The following is a 19,337-nucleotide window of genomic DNA, read 5'->3' as shown; positions in this document are numbered from 1 at the left end:
CATGCTGAGCGTGATGATCTTCCTGCCCGTCGTCGTCGCGGCGGTGCTCGCGCTGGCGCGCCGCATCCCGCCCCGCGCGGCGAACGCGCTGTGGCTGGTCACCACCGTCGTCGAGCTGGCGCTCGCGATCGTGGTCGCCCTGCCCGGTGAGGCGGGGCCCGACGGCCTGCGCTGGCAGGAGCGGCTGGAGTGGATGCCGGGGGTCGGCACCAGCTACCACCTCGGCGTCGACGGCTTCTCCGTTCCGCTGCTGCTGCTGACCGGCGTGGTGTTCGTCGCGTGCGCCGTCTGGGCGCAGCGCGACACCGACCGCCCCCGCGCGCAGGCGGCGCTGTTCCTCTTCCTGCAGACCACGGTGGTCGGCACCTTCGCCGCGCAGGACCTGATCCTGTTCTTCGTGTTCTTCGACCTGTCGATCGTGGGCATGTACTTCGTCATCGCCGGCTGGGGACACGGCGACCGGCGGCGCTCGGCGCTGCGGTTCTTCCTCTACACCTTCCTCGGCTCGCTGGCGCTGCTGCTGGGCTTCATCGGGCTGTACCTCGGCTCCGAGCCGCGCACCTTCGACATCGTCGAGCTCATCCAGCGCGGCACCCTGGCGGGCACGCCGGGGCTGGCGATCGCGGTGCTGGTGGCGATCCTCATCGGACTGGCGGTGAAGACCCCGACGCTGCCCTTCCACTCCTGGCTGCCGCCGGCGCACACCGATGCGCCCACGATCGGCTCGGTGGTGCTGGCCGCGCTGCTGCTGAAGCTCGGCACCTACGGATTCGTGCGCATCGGCATGCCGCTGCTGCCCGACGCCTGGCGCACGCTCGCCCCGGTGATCGTGGGCGTGGGCATCGCCTCGATCGTGCTGGGTGCGCTGCTGGCGCTGGCGCAGACCAACGTCAAACGGCTCATCGCCTACACCTCCATCAACCACATGGGCTACATCGTGCTCGCCGTCGGCGCGGTCGGTCTCGCCGGCGACGACGTCGTGGCCCAGCAGCTGGCGATCACCGGCGCGATGGTGCAGATGGTCTCGCACGGTCTGCTCACCGGGGCGCTGTTCTTCCTCGCCGGGGTGATGCGCGACCGTTCCGGCAGCTACGAACTGGGAGACTTCGGCGGGCTCGCGGGCGTCGCCCCGCGGTTCGCGGCGCTGTTCGCCGTGGCGGCGTTCGGCTCGCTGGGCATCCCGGGCCTGAGCGGGTTCATCGCCGAGTTCCAGATCTTCGCGGGGGCCATCGGGGCGGCGCCGATCACGGCGATCGGTCTCGTCGGCATCCTGATCACCGCCGCGCTGCTGCTGCGCGCCGTGCAGCGCCTGCTCGCCGGCCCCGCGGGCGAGAAGACGCGCGGGTTCGCCGACCTCGGCGGGCGCGAGACGGCGGTGGTGGGCTCGCTGATGGTGCTCTCGCTCGTGATCGGGGTGATCCCCGGCCCGCTGCTGGCGATGATCGAGCCGGCGTCGGTGCAGCTCATCAGCATCATGGGCGGGTGAGCGTGGCATGGACGGCATGACCATGGACATGGGGATGGACTACGGCGCGCTCGTGCCGGAGGCCGCCCTGCTGGTCGGCGCGATCGTCGCGCTGCTGGCCGGCAGCTTCCTGCCGCGACGGCGGCAGGGCGTGGTGACGGTCGCGGCGATCCTCGCCTCGCTGGTCTCGGTCGGCGCGGCGATCGCGGCGGTGGTGCAGGACGACACGCCCCGCACGATCTTCGAAGACAGCTACGCCCTCGACATCGGCAGCACGGTCATCCGCATCGCGGCGCCGTTGGCGACGATCGTGGTGCTCCTGATCGCGCGCCCCGATCTGAAAGACCGCCCGCGCGAGAGCGAGAGCGTCTCGCTGCTGATGCTCGCCACCCTCGGCACGGTGGTGCTCGCCGGAGCCCACGATCTGCTCATCGTGGCGGCGGCGTTCTTCCTCGCCTCGGTGCCGCTGTACGCGCTGATCGGGCTCTACACCGGCAAGCGCGGCGCGGAGGCGTCGCTGAAGACCTATCTGATGGGTGCGCTGCTGGGGGTGACGATGCTCCTGGGCATCGCCGTGCTCGCCGGTGTCGGCGGCGGATCGGGCTACACGCAGCTGCGCCAGTCGCTGCCGGAGGCGCCCGCGGCGGCGGTGGGGCTCGGGGTGATCGCGATCTTCGCGGGCCTGATGTTCAAGGTCGGGGCCGTTCCCGGTCACTTCTGGGTGCCGGATGCCGCGCAGGGGTCGAGCATCTCGGTGGCCGCGTTCGTGACCACGGTGCCGAAGATCGGCGCCCTGGTGGCCGTGGCCCGTCTGGTCGAGGTGGTGCAGCCCGCCGTGTCGGCGGGGCTGGTGATCGCGGTGTTCGCCGCGGTGACGATGGTGCTCGGCACCCTCGCGGCGCTGTGGCAAGACGATGTGCGCCGCCTCCTCGGCTGGTCGACGGTGTCGCAGGCGGGCTTCCTGTTGATGCCCGCCGCCGCCATCGGCAGCACGCCGGGGGCGATCGTGCCGCTGCTGGTCTACGCGGTGTTCTACGCCGCGACCAACCTCGCCGCGTTCGCGGTGGTCGCGGCCCTGCCCGACCGCGTGGATCTCGCCTCGTGGCGGGGCGCCGGGTCGCGGCATCCGCTGCTCGTCGGCGCGTTGATCGTGAGCCTGCTCAGCGTGATCGGCACGCCGCCCACCCTGGTGTTCGTCGGCAAGCTCTCGGTGTTCGTGGTGGCCGCGGAGGCCGGGCTGGTGTGGCTGGTGATCGTCGCGATCGCGGTGTCGGTGGCGTCAGTGTTCTACGCGCTGCGGTGGATCGTGCCGGCCGTGCGTCCGGCGGTGCGTCCGGCCGGCGGCGGGGGCGATGTCGCCGTGGCCGCTTCGGATGTCGTCGCGCCCGCCGAGCGCGCGCCGCGCCTGCCCGCCGCGGTCGCGCTGGTGCTCGCGGTGCTCGTGGTCGCCGCCGGCGCCACGGCCCTCCCGCTGCTCTCCGCATCCCCCATGCTCGTCGGCGCGATGTAGCCGCGCCCGCGGCGCCGGCCCGCGACGTGCCCCGCCCTCCCTCGGCCTCCCGCGCCCTCATCCGCCGAACCCACACCCGTTTCGCCGAGTCCACAGCGTATAGCGGTGGTCTCGGTGACCGGGGTGTGGGTTCGGCGCCGCGCGCTTCGCGCGCCCCTCGCGGGCCAGCTCGGCGGGGCATCCCCGTGCAACGCCGAACCCACACCCGTTTCGTCGAGTCCACAGCGTATAGCGGTGGTTTCGGTGATGCGGGTGTGGGTTCGGCGGGGGGTGGGGCCCCGCGGGGGCTAGGCGTGTTTGATGGTGGTGGGTTCGTCTTCGCTGAGGTGTTCGGTCTCGAGCTGGATGGTGCTGTGGTGCACCGAGACCTTGAAGCTCTCGGCGAGGGCCTCGCGGATCTCGTGCAGGATGTCGGGCACGTGACCGTCCTGGAAGCAGCCGTCGTCGACCACCACGTGGGCGGTGATGTTCGGCAGGCCGGTGGCCACCGTCGTGGCGTGCAGGTCGTGCACGTCCTTGACGTGCTCGATCTCGAGGATGCGGGCGCGCACGGCGCCGAGGTCGAGGTCCTTCGGGGTGAACTCCATCAGCACCGCGACGGTCTCACCTGAGTCGTGCCAAGTTAGTGCCCCGCGACGGCGGTGAGGATGGCGTGCGCGTCGGCTCCGGGTGGGGTGGTGGCGGTGATCTCGTTCCCGTTGATGCTGATCGTGACGTCGCGCAGTGGTCGCAGCGCGTGGATCACACGGCGGATGCTGAGCCGGGTGGCTTCTTGCAGGTGGCGTGAGATCGCGAGGGCGGTGAACACGATCGTGAGGTGCGCGTGGATCGAGTCGGCCTCGTGATGGAACATCGGTCTTGCGCGCAGATCGGTCTTCGTCATCCGAAACGAGCGTTCGACCTGGAACAGCTCGTGATACGCCGCCACGACATCGTTGCCAGTGAGTCGCAGGGCGGGGATGTTGGTGACGTAACCCTTCAGCCCGGCGAGCTGGCGGGCCCGGTCCACGAGCACCTGATCGACGGCGGGGCGGGTGCCGGTGAGTTTCACGAACCGGTCTTTCTTCAGCGGCTTCTTCCCGTCGGCGACCTTCTGCGCCCGCTCGACCTGCTTGTCGAGGGTGTGGTTGTCACGGCGATCACGTTTCGCTGAGTAGTGGTAGACCACCCGCCGCTCCCTGGCGTTCGGGCCGACGCCCATGATCCGCTTCGATTCCAGGGTGCCGCCGTCGTAGAGGACGCCGCCGTGCCGGTCGAAGTGTTCTGCAAGGTCGTAGGGGGCCTTGCTGATCCTCGAGCCGACGATGAACGAGAACCCGGCGTCCTCGATCTGGTTCAAGTTGCTGGCCGACAGCATGCCGGCGTCGGCGACGACCACGACGTCATCGACCTGGTGCCGGACCTGAAAGGCGCGGAGCACGGGCAGCAAGGTGAGGGTCTCGCCCGTGTTCCCCGGGAACTCGTGCACCTCCAACGGGAACCCGTCCGCGGTGACGAGCATGCCGACCACGATCTGCGGGTCCACGCGGCGTTCCTTGCTCATCCCCACCTTCCGCAGCTCGTCCTCGTCTTCGGCCTCGAAGTAGAGGGTGGTGACGTCGTAGAGCACCAACTTCAGCACACCATCACGGGTGGCATGCGTGTACGCGGCGGTGGCGAGCTTGTCCCGCCAGTCCTGCTCGACGCAGCGGGACAGAGTCCGCCAGATCGTCCGCAACCCCGGCGCCGGCACCCCGAGCTCGTCGAGGACCCGGATCGTATCCGCCTTCGAGGTCGGCTCGATGACCCGGGCGAGGACCAGCTTCATGAAGGTATCGTCGTCGACGGCGGCCGCGAACCCGAGACGTCGATACGCGGCCTCCAGCACGTCCCACAACACCCGCGCACGCGAACCCGTCACGATCGGCGCCACTCCGAGCGGCGCGGTTGGGGTCAACGCGTCGAGATCGAACGCGAGCTGCCCGGCGGTGATCCGCTCTTTCGCGATCTGCACGAGCACGGCCAGTTGCGCGTCGTCGTGCGCGGAGCCGAGGTGCTCGACAATCGTGCGGACCCCGCGGTGCTTACGAGCGATCTGCACCGCCGTCGCACCGGACGCGGTCTTCACCTTCCGCACGAACAACCCCACCGAGCGAGTCTAAGTCGCTGTCGTTAGTGCCCCGAGCGGACACCAACACTCCCGGAAAATCAACGATCTCAGGCTAGAGAAGACCAAAACACGAGAAAGTGGCACGAGTCAGGTCAGGAGTGAACTGCGGTTTCTACGGCGGGCTCAGCGGTGGTGGAGTCGTGCCGGTCAGGAGCCCGCTCTGAACTGACCGGCACGACAGGGGTGGTCTACTTCGAGGGACGGCTGTCGGTGTCTGGGTCGACCAGCTCGATCTCTTCGTGAGACACATCTTCGGTGACCTGCTGCTGCTCGGTGACCGTCTCCGTACCGAGGCTGACACGCTCGACCGGGACGGTCTCCTTGCTGGTGACGACACGCTCACCCGTGAGGACGACTTCGTGCTCCTCCGAGGTCAGGTCGCCGCCGGCCATCGCGTCGCCGATGTTTGCGTCGGTGATCGGTTCCCGGGTGACGGTGACTTCCTCGTGGCTGACCGGGACGGTCTTGGTGACCTGCTCGGTGACGATGTGCTTGCGCAGCCGGGCGCGTCCGGTTTCCACCTTTTCGGTGCCGACGTGCAGCTGCTCCTCGGAGCGGGTCATCGCGTCATCGGTGGTCGGACCGGACACGTCGTAGCCCTCGGTCGACTCGCGCGACTCTCGGGTTCCGGCGCCGGGGTCAGCATCCTGGTCGTACAGGGGCGCGTCCGAGGTGGTGGTGGGGGCGCTGTTGCCGTAGTAGTCGTACAGGGCGTCTTCTTCTTCGTGGCTGATGTTGCCGTCGCTGGAGATCCGCGGGGCGTCCTTGACCTTGTCCTTCGTGTACGAGACACGGACGTCGTTGCCGTCGAAGGACGCGTCATCCAGCGGGGCGAAGGTTTCGGAGGTGCCGAACAGGCCGGTCTTGATGGTGACCCAGGTGGGGGTCTGCGCCTCGGAGTCGACGTAAACCTGACCGACGGAGCCGATCTTGTGGTCATCGGAGCCGTACACGTCGGCGCCGATCAGGTCGTTGAGGTTGGTGGTGTCAATCATGGTTTGGTTCTCTCTTTCCCCCGGGACGGGCGCCCGGGACATCAGTGATGGATGGAGACGAGGGTGTTAGCGGCCGAGGCCGGCTTTGTCGACGCGGCGGTGGTAGCGCATCCCGGCGAGGCCGCCCAGGATGGCGCCGGCGAGGGCGACGAGGGCGGCGACAACAGCGGTGATGATGCTCCCGGCCGTCAGGTCGCCCTCGTTGATCGGGATGCGGGGGAAGCTGTTCAGGTTCCCGAGGATGTTGAACTGGGCGCCGGCGATCGCGGTGACGATCGCGAGGACCACGGCGATGATGATCGCCCACAGCCACACCGCGACACCCTGCTTGACACCGTCGAAGCGTGCCATCCGCCCCGCGACGTACCCGCCGCAGAAGTAGGCAACGAGCAGAATGACGGCCAGCCCGATGGAGCCGATGATGCCAACGGTGGCGGCATTGTCCGCGGCGGCATCGGCCGCCCGGTTCGGGTCGACCTGGTTTCCCAGACCGATCGCGGTGCCGGTCGCGGCGAGCAGCGCGGTCAGGATCACCGCGGTCCCGGTGGCGGTCAGCCAGCCGAAGAACGCGGAACCGAACTTCATCCCCCCGAACTGCTCCTTCTCCCGCGCCAGCACCTGCTCCCGGGTGGTGTCGCCACCGGTCACGGTGTGCGCGGCAGTGCCGGCCGTGCCGGAAGACGTGTTCGGTTCGGGGCGGTCATAGGGGTTGGGTGTGCGACTATCCGGCATCAGGTCTCCTCGTTCGGGTGCGCCCATCGACGTGCGGGGGCGATAGCGGCAGCTTCGCGGGTAATCAAAGACGCCATAGAGATGGGGTGGGGCTTGCTATTGGGGTGTTTACGCCGTAAGCCTGGCCTGAGCGTACACCGTAAGCCGGTCGGTTTCGACAATGCTGGTGGTTGCGGTCTGTTTCCGGGGGAGTATTGACATGGAGGTACGCGCGTGAGTAAAGAAACCGCAGGATCGTCGTCGCCGCGGCTGAGCCGCGATCTGATCGTGAAGAGCGCGCTCGAGATGATTGACCGCTCCGGCGCACAAGGCCTGTCGATGCGGGCGCTGGGTCAGCAGCTGAATGTGGAGGCGATGTCGCTGTACCGGTATGTGCACGGCAGGGAGGACCTTCTCGAGGGGGTCGTGGCGTTGCTGATGAGCGACCTGACCGCGGCGTTGCAGAAGGAGAAGGGGGAGCACTGGCAAGCGTTCCTGCAGTTGGTCGCTCACGAGGTGCGCCGCATCGCCAGTGAGCACCCGCTTGCCTTCCCTCTGGTCGCCACCCGGCACCCCGCAGCGCCCTGGCTGCGCCCGCCGCTGCGCAGCATCGAGGTCGTCAACACGTTCCTCAGCGCGCTGATCGAGGAAGGGTTCACCGACGCGCAAGCAGTCGGCGCCTACCGGTCCTTCAGCAGCTTCCTCCTCGGACAACTCCTCCTAGAATCCTCGGTCCGCGGAGCCCAAACCGCGCCGGTCGAAGAACCACTGGATGAAGGAGATGCGAGCATCCCGCACCGCGACGGGAACCTCTCCCTCGACGAGGCCCCCGAAGTAAAGCGGCTCCGGTCCCTGCTCAGCGAGGACCGCAGTGAAGAAGAATTCGAAGTGTCCCTCGAGGTACTCCTGGACCGACTCGACCGGGAGCTCTCCCAATAAGCACATTCGCATCACCAGATCGATCGTCAATACGCGGGATCTCGGCACGGAACGGTTGCATCCCGCCGATCACGTATTGACGCAGCAGAACGGCAGGAAGCCGCGGCGGGGCGGACCCTGTTGTGGTTGTTCTCGCACCGGCTTGAGCCGCTCTCCGCAGTGGGCGCTCGCGCATCCAATATTCTCTTGGCGTGGGGACCCTGTACTACGAAGGATCGGTGACACCGATCCACATCGATGATCGTGCGCTCGCGCATCTGAAGGTCGTCATTGCCACAAAGCTCCGCCGCAGTGAGAGCTTCACCCTGACATGGCATCATCCCGATGATCAGGCACACAGACGCAGCACGATCTGGTTGCATCCCTCGATTCCGCTGCGGTTCGTGTTCGAGAATCCCGAGCCCGTCAGACTGAACCAACGGTGGCTGCACGAGCTCGCCGGGTCTGCGAACTCCACCGCCGGCATCACACTCGCCGCCGAGCATCTGATCACCACCGCCGAGACGGCGGACAGCGCCGGCTCCAGCGTGAGTGGCGATTTGGAGGTGCACGCATGACAGCCGAGCGCTGCGACGTCGCGTACTCGTGGAAGCTACCGGACGGTTTGCCTGACGTTGTCGGGATCGAGTCTCGGCAGCGCCGGCTAGTGGTTTCTCCGCGAGTGCTGCGAGTTGAACACTGGCCAGCACATGACTCGCCCGGGGCACTACACGTCTTCATCAACGGCGCGCGGGTGCGCGTCGATGGAACACTTGGCAGCGACAAGGGACTCGGGTTCAGCGACGAACCCGACAGATGGGGCGAACTCGTACGCCACACAGATGAGCTCCCCAACTGGACCCGCCCATATCTCGAGGCCGCGCGCGCCTGGGAAACAGCGCGCGGCAACTCCCGACTACCCCGACTACGACTGATCTAGCAGGTGCGTTTGCCACCGCGACCCCGCCTCGCATTGACACCCGACGGCGGCTCAGCGCATTTCGTTGCACTTAGTGCAGCGAGAAAATCAGCTAGTGCAACGAAAAGACCTCTTGTGCAATGAGAACACGTTCCCGACAACCACGGTCGGCACCGCCTCGAGCGCGGGATTGAACACCCGCTCGAAGGACACGTAAGCGCTGTTGACGTCGACGTGGGCCAGCATTCAGGGCCGCCGTAGGTGGTGGATCGAGAAGGTCGCCACGCCCCAGATCACAAGCTCGGAGAGCTCGGGCACCGCGATGTCGGGATGCTCGGCGTTCTCGGACTTGAGCGTCACTCGGCCGGCGGAGATCTGCAGCCGTTTGATCGTCAGCTGCCCGTCGAGAACGGCCACCACGACATCACCGTCCCGCGGCAGCTTCGAGCGGTCGACCAGGAGCTCGTCGCCGTCACTGATCCCGGCTTCGGTCATCGAGTGCCCGGACGCGCGCACGATGAACGTCGCTTCCTGGTCGTCGACGAGCATCTCCGTCAGATCGATCGGCCCGTCGTAGTAGTCCTGTGCAGGGGACGGGAACCCGCACGCCACCGCGACGGAGGAGGCCTGCAGCATCAGCACGGTCGGCTCGTCGACGGGGCGAGGCGACAGCGCGAGCATGATGGCCTCCCGGATCGGCTATCGAATATGTGACCGATCCAGAGTATGTGAATCTCTCCCGACATTAGAACGGGTATCCTGCACGCTCCCGCTCGTGGTGCGAGAATGGGGACCATGACCTCGACCGCGCCCGACGATGAGGAGATCGCCGCGATTATCCGGGCACGGCGCACTATGGACGGTGAACCCCGCGCCGGCGTCGACGTCGACGCGCGGCCGGGGATCTGACCGGGAGGTCTGCCGATGCTCTCACCCGCCGTCGACGTCGAACCGGTCTCCACCGCGCAGGCACGCGCAGCGTGGGGCACCGGCGTCGCGCCTCTGCTCGAGGCGTTCCCGGACCACGCCGGCGACATCCTCCGCGCGATCGCCTTCGCGCACCGCGCGCCCTTCCCGGTCCCGGTGTTCATCACCGGGCGACCCGGCGCCGGCAAGACAACCCTCGCCCGAGCGATCGGCGAGCTCACCGGGCGCAGTGTCCCGCTCGAACTCCCGCAGCGATCGCTCGCATCCATCCGCAAGGCAGCCACGCCGGGGGAGCCGCTCGTCCTCGACGACATCGCGCCCGCGCACTCCCGCGCCCGGCCGGCGATGTTCACCCAGATCCAGGCTGAGGTCTACGCCAGCCGCAACTCCCCGCTGAACGCCGCATCCCTCGTCGTCGCCACCGGCGAGCAGAAGATCGACGAGCTTAGCCTGCAGCGCACCCTTGCCACCCGCATCAACAGGCGCCGGGCGCCGCGAGAGATCTACGCGCAGCTGCAGTCGCCAGCCGCGGCCGCGGCACGCCTCAGCGTGCACACCTACCTGCAGGCACAGATCCCGCGCGTGACGCTGCGCAGTGCGGACAGCGCCGCCACACGCCTCGCCCTCGGCGTCGACATCGAGCACGAACGACGCCGCGACGCCGCCCTGCACGTCGGGGGAGTGATCCTGCGCGCGCTCGATCTCGACGCGGGCACCAACCGTCACCGGATGCCGCGCGAAGACCAGATCCTCGTCGGCGTCTACGCCGCCCTGCAGTACGCGCTCGACAACGGCGCCCTCCTCGGCGGTCGACCCACCGCCGGCGACTGGGTGCTCGGCCGCCGCGACGAGGACTACCTGTACCTGATACCCGGCGAGATCCTGCCGATCGTCCGCGCCGAGATCGACGACGACACCCTCACCAGCAACGCCGTCGCGGCAGCCCTCGAGGATCGCGGTCTGCTGTACCCTTCCCGACGCCAGGGCCGCAGCATCCCCCGCAGCATCAACGGCACCCTCACCCGCGTCTGGCGTCTCAGCCCCGCTCTCCTCGTCTGAGGCGACACGCCGACGACACTGCCGCGGCCTCGCCGGCTGTCGCGTCGCCGCCGACTGAATCGCTGACGCGATCACATCGAGATCGGCAAATTCTCGACGCGCATCGCTTACGGGTTTCCGGTGTTCCGTGCCAACCCGGCCCGAAAAGGTGTTCCAGGTGTTCCACCGTTTGACCGGGGGTTTTCCGAAACGGCGAATCCGCGAAATCGGGTAGGTGTTCCACCTGTAATATCCCTTTGACCTGGGTTTTACATGCAGGCGGAACACCTGGAACACATTTTCAGACACACACGCCCCGCACGCGCGATGCGTACGCGCGCGCGAGGGTGTTCCAGGGGTGCGAGTAACTTTTTTCAGGACGCGATGTCCGCGAGGGCGTGGATGATCGGCCTATATGGGGCATGAACATCCGACGCGGCGCGCGACTCGCCATCGAAGAAATCCCTATGCGGCATCAGGTTTCTGCTAGACATGTCGCATGGCTGACGAGACGACCCCCGCTGGGGGACCAGAGCTTGACGCTCCGGTGGAGCGCCGTCGGCGCGGAACTCGGCCTCGAGGTAACCGCACCGCCATCACCGTCCGTGTACCGGATGAGCAGTACGCCCAGTACTCCCGGGAAGCTGAGGATCTCGGCATCCCGATCGGCAGCTGGGCCGCGATCGTTCTCGCCGAATCTCGAGGGCTCGAGGTTCCGGAGTACATCAAGACCGAGATCAGCAAAGCGGCTGCGCGCCGTGACGCTGCCCACCGAGCACACGCAGAGGAGCTGCCGTTGCCAAGGTCCGCGTAAAACAACTCACCCCTGCTGGTCGGCAAACCAACAGGGGTAATGAGTTTGAGGTCACGTCCTCCGGCAAGAGGACGCAAGTTTTGAGTTCTGATCCAGATCGGGGCCTTCGCTGAAAGGACGATCGTGGCTATTGTAGCCCGAATATTGCGCTTGTCTAGCGTCGTTGTGCGCAGTGTCGCACCGACCGCTAGCACCCCTGCGCGCTACCCCGACGAGGGGGTGGTGCTGCGATGACTCTCGAGATCCCCGGCACCGCCGCGTCGATGAACTCTCTCGACCGCGTCTGGGAGGCGCTGGACCGTGGGGGCTACAAGCCGACCCGACGCGCCAACACATTCAAGGCTCTCTGCCCCGTGCACGGTGACGCGAACCCCTCACTTAGCGTTCGCTACGACCCGCAGGCCGGGAAGATCGCCCTGCACTGCTTCGGGTGCGAGGCGCCCGTCTCCGACATCACCGCTCACCTGGGCCTGACCGTGAGCGACCTCTTCGACGCCCCACTGCCCACCGATCGCCGCACCCAGAACCGCACCCCCCGCCCGCGCCGCCCGGCGCTGCCGCCCCGCCTGACCCGCGAAGAGCTCGCCACCCCGGCCCCGGATCTGACCGGCGCCAAGTGGGAGCGAGTGAAGGCCTACGAGTACGTCGACGTCGACGGCATCGTGCAGCAGCGGGTGCACCGCGAGGAGACCGTCGTCGACGGCGTCCGGCACAAGCGCTTCACCCAGAGCTACCGCGGCACCAACGGCCGGTTCGTCAAGCGCAAGCCCGAAGGCTTCGCCCCCCTGCTGTACAACCTCCGCGCCGTCACCGAGGCCGTCACTGCCGGCGGCGATGTCTGGCTGCTCGAGGGGGAGAAGGACGCCGACAACGCGATCGCGCAGGGCCTGGTGGCCACGACCAACGCTGGCGGCGCCACCGCGTTCCCCGCCGAGCTCGTCGACCACTTCCGCGGCGGCCGCGTGCACCTGGTCGTCGACAACGACCACGCCGGCTACAAGCGCGCCGCGTCCGTGACCGCACAGCTGCTGCGCGAGCGCATCGAAGCCCGCGCCTACCTGCCCGCGCTCACCGACCGCAAGGCGGACTTCACCGACCACCTGGACGCCGGCGGCACCACCGACACGCTCGTCGAGATCTCCGTCGACGACGCCACCGCGCTCGATGCCGCAGCCGAGGCCACGAAGCTGCTCGTCCAGGTGGAGATCTGCCGCAAAGAGGCCCGAGCGCAGCTGGACGCCCAGGGTCAGGACCGTGGCATCGCCGAGCGCAACGCCGAGGCGTGGGCGCGCGAGTCGTCCAAGCGGCTCGAGCGGATCACGTCGCTGCAGCCGCTGATCGCCGACCAGCTGAGCGAGCGCGCCGAGTCCGCCCGTGACGAGCTCACCGCGACCGTCCGCGAGGCCGCGGAGATCGCCCGCGACACGTACCAGATCGCCGGTCTCGACGTCCCCGCCGATGTCACCGCCGCCCTCGGCACCGCCCCGGCCGAAACCGATGCTCCCGCGACCGCCGACGTCAACGCGGCCGGCGAAAAGCCCGCCCGCGACCCCCGCACCCTCAACGTCTCGTTCCAGGCCGGCGGTGCAACCGGCGGCGCCGGCGGCGGCAAGAGCAACGGCGGCCGCGGCCCCCGGTTCGATGGCGGAGACTCCGGCAAGCGGGCCGTGATCAAGCGCGAGGAGTACGACGTCGTCGACGGGATCACCGTCAGCGTGAAGTGGGTACTCGCTGACGACGCCGACGAGGACGGCAAGCAGAAGTGGGAGCCGCGCTACACCGCGGTCCTCAACGGCTGGGCCGAGATCGAGAGCGTCGCCGTGGAGGACGACGGAACCGACAGCGAGATCGCACGCTCCCCACACATGATCGCGATTAGGTTCTACCGCTACGTCCGTGACGCCCGCGGCAACGCCGTCGCCGACGAGGAGACCGGCCACCCGCAGATCGAATCGACCCTCGTGAAGTTCGACGAGGAGCAGCTGCGCACCGGCACCTGGGCGCAGGCGCTGCCCTGGCCGAACCTCATCGAGTCCACCACCCGCCGCGGCAAGGATCAGGCGTGGGACGCGATCCGCAAAGCCCGCCAGACCGTGGCCAGCAACAGCCTCGTCTACACCACCCTCGGATGGCGCACCACCACGGCGGGACAGCCGTTCTTCGTCCACTCCACCGGCGCGATCGGCACCGAGGGTGCGATCGACGACGTCGAGGTCAAGCCGTCGCTGTTCAACGTCTTCGCCCTCCCGGCCCCGTCGACGGATGCCGACGAGCTCCGCGCCGCCTGGCAGAAGGGCACCCTCGAGGCCAAGGACTCCTGGCTGCTCGGCCGCGCGCTCGCCCCGCTGCTCGCCCAGTCCTGGGGATCGGTGCTCAAGCCCAACGACGCCACCGTGCACCTGGTCGGCGGCCGCGCCTCCCTCAAGTCCGCCCACGGCCGTCTGGCCGTGCAGTACTTCGCCCCCGACGTCCACTACCACGGTGTCAAGGAGATGCTCTCCGGCTCGGCAAAGGGCGGCTCCGCGCTCGGTCTCATCCGCAGCGCGAACACCGTCTCGCACCTGCCGCTGCTCATCGATGACTTCGCCCCGGACGGCAACGCCAAGCAGGCGCAGAACCGCCTCGGCGAGCTCGCACGCATGCGGTTCAACTCCACCGGCCGCAAGGTCTCCACGCAGCGCGGCGGAGTGCGCGAGGACCGCCCGATCGAGGCGAACCTGATCACCACGGGCGAGCTCACCGCGACCGGCTCCGCCGACACCCGCATCCTCAACATCCCGCTGCACCCCCAGTCCGTCGACAAGGGCAAGGCCCTGTTCGCGCGGCTCGAGTCCCGCAGCTACCGCGCCGCCCGCGCCCTGCTCGGCTCCTCGCTGATCCACTGGGTCGCGCAGCGCCGCGACCAGATGCTCGAGGAGATCCAGGCCGCCATCGAAGGTGACACGACCTCGCCGCTGGCCACCGACAGCTACTGGGAACGCCGCCTCGCCGACCTTCCCCACGACTCCGGCGTCCGCAACCGCCTCGAGAACATGGCCGTCGACCTCGACCGCGGGATCTACATCATGCTCAAGATGCTCCGCGAGTACGGGGCGATCACCGCCGACGAGGCCAACGAGTTCTACGCCTGGGCGCGCGACGGGATCTACGACGCCGTCGCGCTGCAGGACTCCGCTTCCTCCGATGCCGGCGAACTCCTGCTCGCGTTCCTGCGCGAAGCGCTGATCTCCGGCGGGGCGCACCTGAGCACCCAGCACGGCGACGCCCCCGACGACGCAGCCAGCCTCGGCTGGGTCAACCAGAGCGCCGGCGAGATGCCGCAGTGGCGCCCCATGGGTGCCCGGATCGGCGTCATCGTGGGGGAGGGTGATGCGCAGCGCGCGATCGGCGTCGCCAACACCGTCGCCAGCCGCGCCGACGAGGTCTTCTCCGAGACCACCCACTCCATCGCCAGCAGCTTCGAGAGCCACGGATGGCTCACCAAGGACCACGAAGGAAAACGCTCCGGCGCTCGGCGCATCGGCGGCCAGAAGATGCGCGTCTGGGATCTGCCGCTGTCCGCCCTCCTCGGCTCCGACAACGACGGTGACGACCCCACCACCGACAGCGACGGCAACCCCGACCCGGACACCAACCCCGGCCTGTTCGACATCGACCCCTCCGGCCCCACCGCTCCGACCGATGAGCCGCCGGTCGACGAGGAGCCGCCCGTCGACGAGTACCCGCCGACCGACCCCTACCTCGCCAACGAGCCGCCCGCCCCCGCCGACGACGTCGCGCCCACCCCGGCCGCGTCCCCCGCCGAGGACGTCGCGCCTGCCGCGGCCGCGTCCCCCGCCGTCGCCCCGGCGCCCGCCCCCGCAGCCGCCGCGCCGGCCGCACGCCGCGGCGCGTTCCGCGCTTCGGTCGCCGTCCTGCACACCGATGGGGTGTGGCTGCCTGACGGCAGCCGCGTCGACCTCGACGAGCCGATCGTGCACGCCGGGCAGGTCGCGCTGCTGGCTTCCAAGCTCTCCCTCGGCACCCAGATCAACACCGGCCCGAGCAAGCTGCGGCGCACCGAGCGCGGCCAGATCTACATCACCCGCGACTACGCCCTGACCCTCGGGATTCCCTTCGACAAGCTGCCCACCCCGATGGCGTTCCAGTACCGCGAGAAGCTGCAGGCAGCCACCGCCGGCACCCCGTTCATCGCCGAGGCACGCACCGCCGGATTCCAGGTCTCCGGCAAGGACTCCCTGGACCCCAGCATCGAGGTCTGGCACGACGACAACCCAGAGCTCGGCGTGCTCATCGGGTTCCTGCCCGCGCTGCCGCCGGCGTTCCAGCAGGTCATCCTCGCCGACGACCCCAGCCCGCTCGACGTCGCCGACCGGCTGCAGCGGTTCAGCGCCGCCCTGCGCTTCCCCTACCGCAAGACCCCCTCGAGCACCGGCCTCGATCTCGCATTCGCACTGCACCCCCGCACGGAGCGTGAACGCCTCTTCGAGTCCTGCGAGTCACCGGCAGTGCTCCGCGAAGCCGGCCACGCCGAAACCGACCTCGACTGGCAGCGCACCCTCACCCCCGACGAGCAGCAGCACAGCTGGGTGCACGCCTTCGACCGCGGCGGCTCCTACCTCGCCGCCGTCGCCGGCCTCGAGGTCGGCATTGGATCTCCCACCCACCACCCCGAGCCGCTGCCGTTCACCAAGCTCCCCGGCTACTGGAACATCACCATCCCCGAGGACGGCCACTGGCTCACCCCCAACCTGTTCAGCCCCCGCGGCGTGACCGGACAGGCCACCCCCGGCACCCGCATCTGGGTCGCCACGCCCACCATGGAGCTCGCCGCGGAGCTCGGCGTCGAGCCGGAGATCCACGAGGCCTATCTGTGGCATGAGAAGGGGCGCATCTTCGACACCTGGCAGAAGCGCATGCGCGACGCCCGCCAGCTGCTCGACACCGACAACCCCAACGACCAGATCGCCCGCGACCTGCTCAAGAAGGTCTACGTCTCCGGGCTCGGCATCATGGCCAGCGACCTGCACCGCAACGGCCGCCTCGGCTACGCCCCCCACCGCTACGACCACATCATCGCCAAGGCCCGCGCGAACATCCTGCGCCGCGTGTTCCAGATCGGCCGCGACACCGGCCGCTGGCCCGTCGCGATCAGCAAGGACACCCTCGTCTACACCAGCCCCAACATCGACGCCGAGGCCTCTTGGCCCGGCAAGCCCGAGCACTACGGCCGCGGGCTCGGCAGCTTCAAGTACGAAGGCTCGGCACCACTGGACGAACACGCCAAGTACTTCACCGGCCAGGCACGCCCCTACGAGGGTAAGAACGACCTCTCGGAGATCTTCTGATGCTCGACCACAACGCCTCCGACGCGATCACCCAGCGCAACGCGCTCTTCCGGTTCTTCACCGGCCAGGACTACTCCACCGTCTCCTCCTCGCCGGCGAGCATGCTGCGCTACCTCTACGCCGGCAAGAGCGACCGTCACCCCATCGACACCAAGACCGCCGCGGCCCGCCTCGGCGTCTCGCAGCGCACCGTCCAGCGCTGGATCAAGGGCGACTCGAACCCACGTCCCGAGCTCCTCAAAAAGCTCACCGACCGCACCCGCCAGACCGTCACCACCAAGCGCGGCCGCACGCAGATGGCCAAGCGTGCGAAGGCCGCCCTGCCCGGCGATCGCCGCACCCTCATCGTGCACGGCGTGCAGGGACTGTCCGCCGACCCCCAGGACATGGGCTACAACCGCAACGGGAACAGCTACATCCACCTCACCGACGACGAGCAGCGCGGCCTCATCGACGCATGGGGCAACGGGGGCGACACCGGCGCCCTCAGCTACCTCGAGGGCATCTACGCCCAGCCAGGCCGCTACACCGACTCCGGCACCTGGCGATTCCACGGCGTCGACGGGATGCAGTGGCGCTGAGCCCCACACCGTAGCTGCGCGTCGACGCTGCGCGATCGACCCGAACCGGGATAGTGTTGTGTATGTCACATGCACTCAACTTTCACGGATAGGGAGGGACAGCAGATGACCACCACGATGAGCGGCCGCGGCCGCGCCTCCCACGAGGAGCAGCGATGAGCCTGCATCCCGCGGAGGTCGCGCGATTCCTCACCGACCTGCAAGAGCACATCGAGAGCGTGACCACGTTCTACATCCCCCAGGACGAGCTCACCACCGTCCTGCAGCGCATGGCCGAGGACGGCCACCGAGAGATCCCCACCACCTAGGAGCAGAACCCCATGGCCAAGACCAACCCGGTCCAGCAGATCGTCGGCGCCGAGCTCGTCGGTTACGACTACTTCGCCAAAGAGCTCGACGTGCAGCTGCGCACCATCTACGCCTACGCCAGCGAGACCAACGCGCAGCGCCTCGAGAACTTCCCTCGCCCCGTCACCCCCGCAGGGCACCGTCAGCCCCTGTTCGACAAGGCCGACGCCGACAAGTTCATCGCCGAGCGCCGCGCCGGCAGCACCACCGGCAAGGGCCGCGTGAAGGCCCGACCCCTCACCAAGGCCCAGCGGGCCGCGGTGCCCGCGGCCGCGCAGATCCTCGGCCGCGAAATCGACCTCCGCGATCGCGTGGCCCTCCGCACAGCGATCTACGACGACCTCGCACTGCCCGTCATCGCCACCAGCGAGAAGGCTCAGGTGCCGGCCGTCGACACTGCCACGATCAAGAAGCTCTACAAGCAGACCGAGCACCCCTTCCTGCAGCAGCTGCTCATCTACCGCGGCGTCGACGTCGCAGCCGGCTGACACCACCCGAGAACCACGATGACCGACCCCACGCCCCTCTGGCGCACCGCCGAGCACGCGGATCTCGCCGTGCTCGAGCAGGCCTGGGGCGCGCACCGGCTCTCGCAGATCCTCGGCGCCGCGCTCGGCAGCTACAACCGACGCGGCAACGTCGACGCACGCACCGCCGGCGCGGTTCTCGGGGTCAGCGAAGGCACCATCCGCCGGTGGGTGCGCAACGGCGTGCCTGCCAGCAAGATGCAGGCCGTCATCGACCTCGTGCGACCGCCTCAGGGTGCTTTCGAGCTCGAGCACTCCGACCTCATCGTCGCCCGCCAGAACCTCGCGATCGTCACCGCCGACCCGCAGAAGGGCGCTGACCTCTGGGGACACAAGGGCTGGCTCGACCGCCACGACCTCGCGATCATCAAGATCGCCGGCGCACCCGTGATGGTGGCGCGCATCGCCCGCCACGACCGCTCCGCCACCGCCCAGCGCAACATGCTGCAGGGCGGGCTGAAAGACGCACACGGCCACTACCTCCCACCCGCGGAGATCCTCACCTTCCCCAACTACTTCGCCGCCACCATCGCCCGCCTCGAGATCCTCGAGGACGTCTACCCGTACCGCGTGCAGATGCCCGAAGGCAAGCTCTCCCGCGGCGGCTCCAAAGCGTGGCTCGCCGAGGCGCCCCGCAAACCCCTGAGCTCCTACCGCCGAAACCCCCGCCGGCGCACCCGGAGCAAGGCCCAGGTCGGCGTTCGCCCCGCCGCCGACTGACACCCGCGGGTTCTCTGAGCTCGCCGCGTACATGGTGGATGTGACACACCACCAACGCATTCGCCGCGGCCTCCGCCGCATCACCCGCACCGCTCGGGCTATCGCCGACCTCGCACGAGAGCTCACCCGCATCCTCGCGTGGGTCTGCGCTGCCGGCCTCGTCATCGCGGCCGCGAGCTCGAACGGGGGAGCGGACCTGCTGCTACCCCTGCTCGAGCTCGTCGGCAGCATCCGCCGATGACCCCGGCACCCCCACCGGCTCGGTTCGGCGCGCAGCGCCGAACCTCACAGCCATGACCGGCACGCCCACGAGGGCACCCCGAGCAGCGCCCGGCTTGCCGGGTGCCCGGATCTGGGCGCGCAGCGC

At 68.7% G+C, this 19,337-nt stretch carries 17 protein-coding genes; 12 read left to right on the top strand and 5 right to left on the bottom strand.

Annotation, left to right across the window (positions count from 1 at the left end; translation table 11 throughout):
- The first annotated feature begins 1 nt into the window (after position 1).
- Both ABS64_RS00560 and ABS64_RS00555 read left to right on the top strand, forming a co-directional pair.
- On the top strand, positions 2-1,486 hold the full coding sequence (locus ABS64_RS00560; protein ID WP_292680066.1) for an NADH-quinone oxidoreductase subunit M: 1,485 nt from the start codon (positions 2-4) through the stop codon (positions 1,484-1,486).
- 16 nt (positions 1,487-1,502) lie between these two features.
- Complete coding sequence (locus ABS64_RS00555) at positions 1,503-2,975, top strand: NADH-quinone oxidoreductase subunit N (protein ID WP_292680046.1); 1,473 nt, start codon at positions 1,503-1,505, stop codon at positions 2,973-2,975.
- 287 nt (positions 2,976-3,262) lie between these two features.
- Here ABS64_RS00555 and ABS64_RS00550 read toward each other — a convergent pair whose 3' ends face one another.
- The 4 genes from ABS64_RS00550 to ABS64_RS00535 all read right to left on the bottom strand — a co-directional run bounded on the left by ABS64_RS00550 (position 3,263) and on the right by ABS64_RS00535 (position 6,851).
- Positions 3,263-3,562, bottom strand: a complete 300-nt coding sequence (locus tag ABS64_RS00550) for a hypothetical protein (RefSeq protein ID WP_363331257.1) — start codon at positions 3,560-3,562, stop codon at positions 3,263-3,265.
- A gap of 35 nt (positions 3,563-3,597) precedes the next feature.
- Entirely contained in the window at positions 3,598-5,103 is a 1,506-nt protein-coding gene (locus tag ABS64_RS00545; protein WP_292680044.1) for an IS1634 family transposase, read from the bottom strand.
- Between the two features lie 209 nt (positions 5,104-5,312).
- Positions 5,313-6,119, bottom strand: a complete 807-nt coding sequence (locus ABS64_RS00540) for a PRC and DUF2382 domain-containing protein (RefSeq protein ID WP_292680042.1) — start codon at positions 6,117-6,119, stop codon at positions 5,313-5,315.
- Between the two features lie 66 nt (positions 6,120-6,185).
- Positions 6,186-6,851, bottom strand: coding sequence for a hypothetical protein (locus ABS64_RS00535; protein WP_292680041.1), 666 nt, complete (start codon positions 6,849-6,851; stop codon positions 6,186-6,188).
- A gap of 267 nt (positions 6,852-7,118) precedes the next feature.
- Between ABS64_RS00535 and ABS64_RS00530 the strand changes: the two genes are divergently transcribed.
- A complete protein-coding gene (locus ABS64_RS00530) occupies positions 7,119-7,769 on the top strand; it encodes a TetR/AcrR family transcriptional regulator C-terminal domain-containing protein (protein WP_292680040.1) in 651 nt (216 codons plus the stop codon).
- Positions 7,770-7,960: 191 nt separating this feature from the next.
- On the top strand, positions 7,961-8,326 hold the full coding sequence (locus tag ABS64_RS00525; RefSeq protein ID WP_058632882.1) for a hypothetical protein: 366 nt from the start codon (positions 7,961-7,963) through the stop codon (positions 8,324-8,326).
- Positions 8,327-8,913: 587 nt separating this feature from the next.
- Here the strand turns inward: ABS64_RS00525 and umuD are convergent.
- Positions 8,914-9,348 (bottom strand): translesion error-prone DNA polymerase V autoproteolytic subunit, encoded by a 435-nt coding sequence (gene umuD / locus ABS64_RS00520; RefSeq protein WP_259983906.1) that lies wholly within the window; start codon positions 9,346-9,348, stop codon positions 8,914-8,916.
- A gap of 243 nt (positions 9,349-9,591) precedes the next feature.
- On the opposite strand from umuD, the gene ABS64_RS00515 reads away from it, so the two are divergent.
- The 8 genes from ABS64_RS00515 (at position 9,592) to ABS64_RS00480 (ending at position 19,211) form a co-directional block, all read left to right on the top strand.
- Positions 9,592-10,653, top strand: coding sequence for an ATP-binding protein (locus tag ABS64_RS00515; protein WP_259983904.1), 1,062 nt, complete (start codon positions 9,592-9,594; stop codon positions 10,651-10,653).
- A 478-nt stretch (positions 10,654-11,131) separates the two neighbouring features.
- Complete coding sequence (locus ABS64_RS00510) at positions 11,132-11,446, top strand: hypothetical protein (protein ID WP_259983902.1); 315 nt, start codon at positions 11,132-11,134, stop codon at positions 11,444-11,446.
- A 230-nt stretch (positions 11,447-11,676) separates the two neighbouring features.
- Positions 11,677-16,794, top strand: coding sequence for a telomere-associated protein (locus ABS64_RS00505; RefSeq protein ID WP_292680033.1), 5,118 nt, complete (start codon positions 11,677-11,679; stop codon positions 16,792-16,794).
- Positions 16,794-17,375 (top strand): helix-turn-helix transcriptional regulator, encoded by a 582-nt coding sequence (locus ABS64_RS00500; RefSeq protein WP_292680031.1) that lies wholly within the window; start codon positions 16,794-16,796, stop codon positions 17,373-17,375. The genes ABS64_RS00505 and ABS64_RS00500 overlap by 1 nt, the downstream gene beginning before the upstream one ends.
- A gap of 155 nt (positions 17,376-17,530) precedes the next feature.
- Complete coding sequence (locus ABS64_RS00495; RefSeq protein WP_292680029.1) at positions 17,531-17,683, top strand: hypothetical protein; 153 nt, start codon at positions 17,531-17,533, stop codon at positions 17,681-17,683.
- Positions 17,684-17,695: 12 nt separating this feature from the next.
- On the top strand, positions 17,696-18,211 hold the full coding sequence (locus ABS64_RS00490; RefSeq protein WP_292680027.1) for a hypothetical protein: 516 nt from the start codon (positions 17,696-17,698) through the stop codon (positions 18,209-18,211).
- A gap of 18 nt (positions 18,212-18,229) precedes the next feature.
- Positions 18,230-18,970 carry a hypothetical protein gene (locus ABS64_RS00485; RefSeq protein WP_292680026.1) on the top strand — a complete coding sequence of 247 codons (741 nt, stop codon included), beginning with the start codon at positions 18,230-18,232 and terminating at the stop codon, positions 18,968-18,970.
- 31 nt (positions 18,971-19,001) lie between these two features.
- Positions 19,002-19,211 (top strand): hypothetical protein, encoded by a 210-nt coding sequence (locus ABS64_RS00480; RefSeq protein WP_292680024.1) that lies wholly within the window; start codon positions 19,002-19,004, stop codon positions 19,209-19,211.
- Positions 19,212-19,337: the final 126 nt, after the last annotated feature.

This window comes from Microbacterium sp. SCN 69-37, assembly GCF_001724435.1.
Lineage (GTDB): Bacteria > Actinomycetota > Actinomycetes > Actinomycetales > Microbacteriaceae > Microbacterium > Microbacterium laevaniformans.
This window is presented reverse-complemented; position numbering and strand designations above follow the sequence as displayed.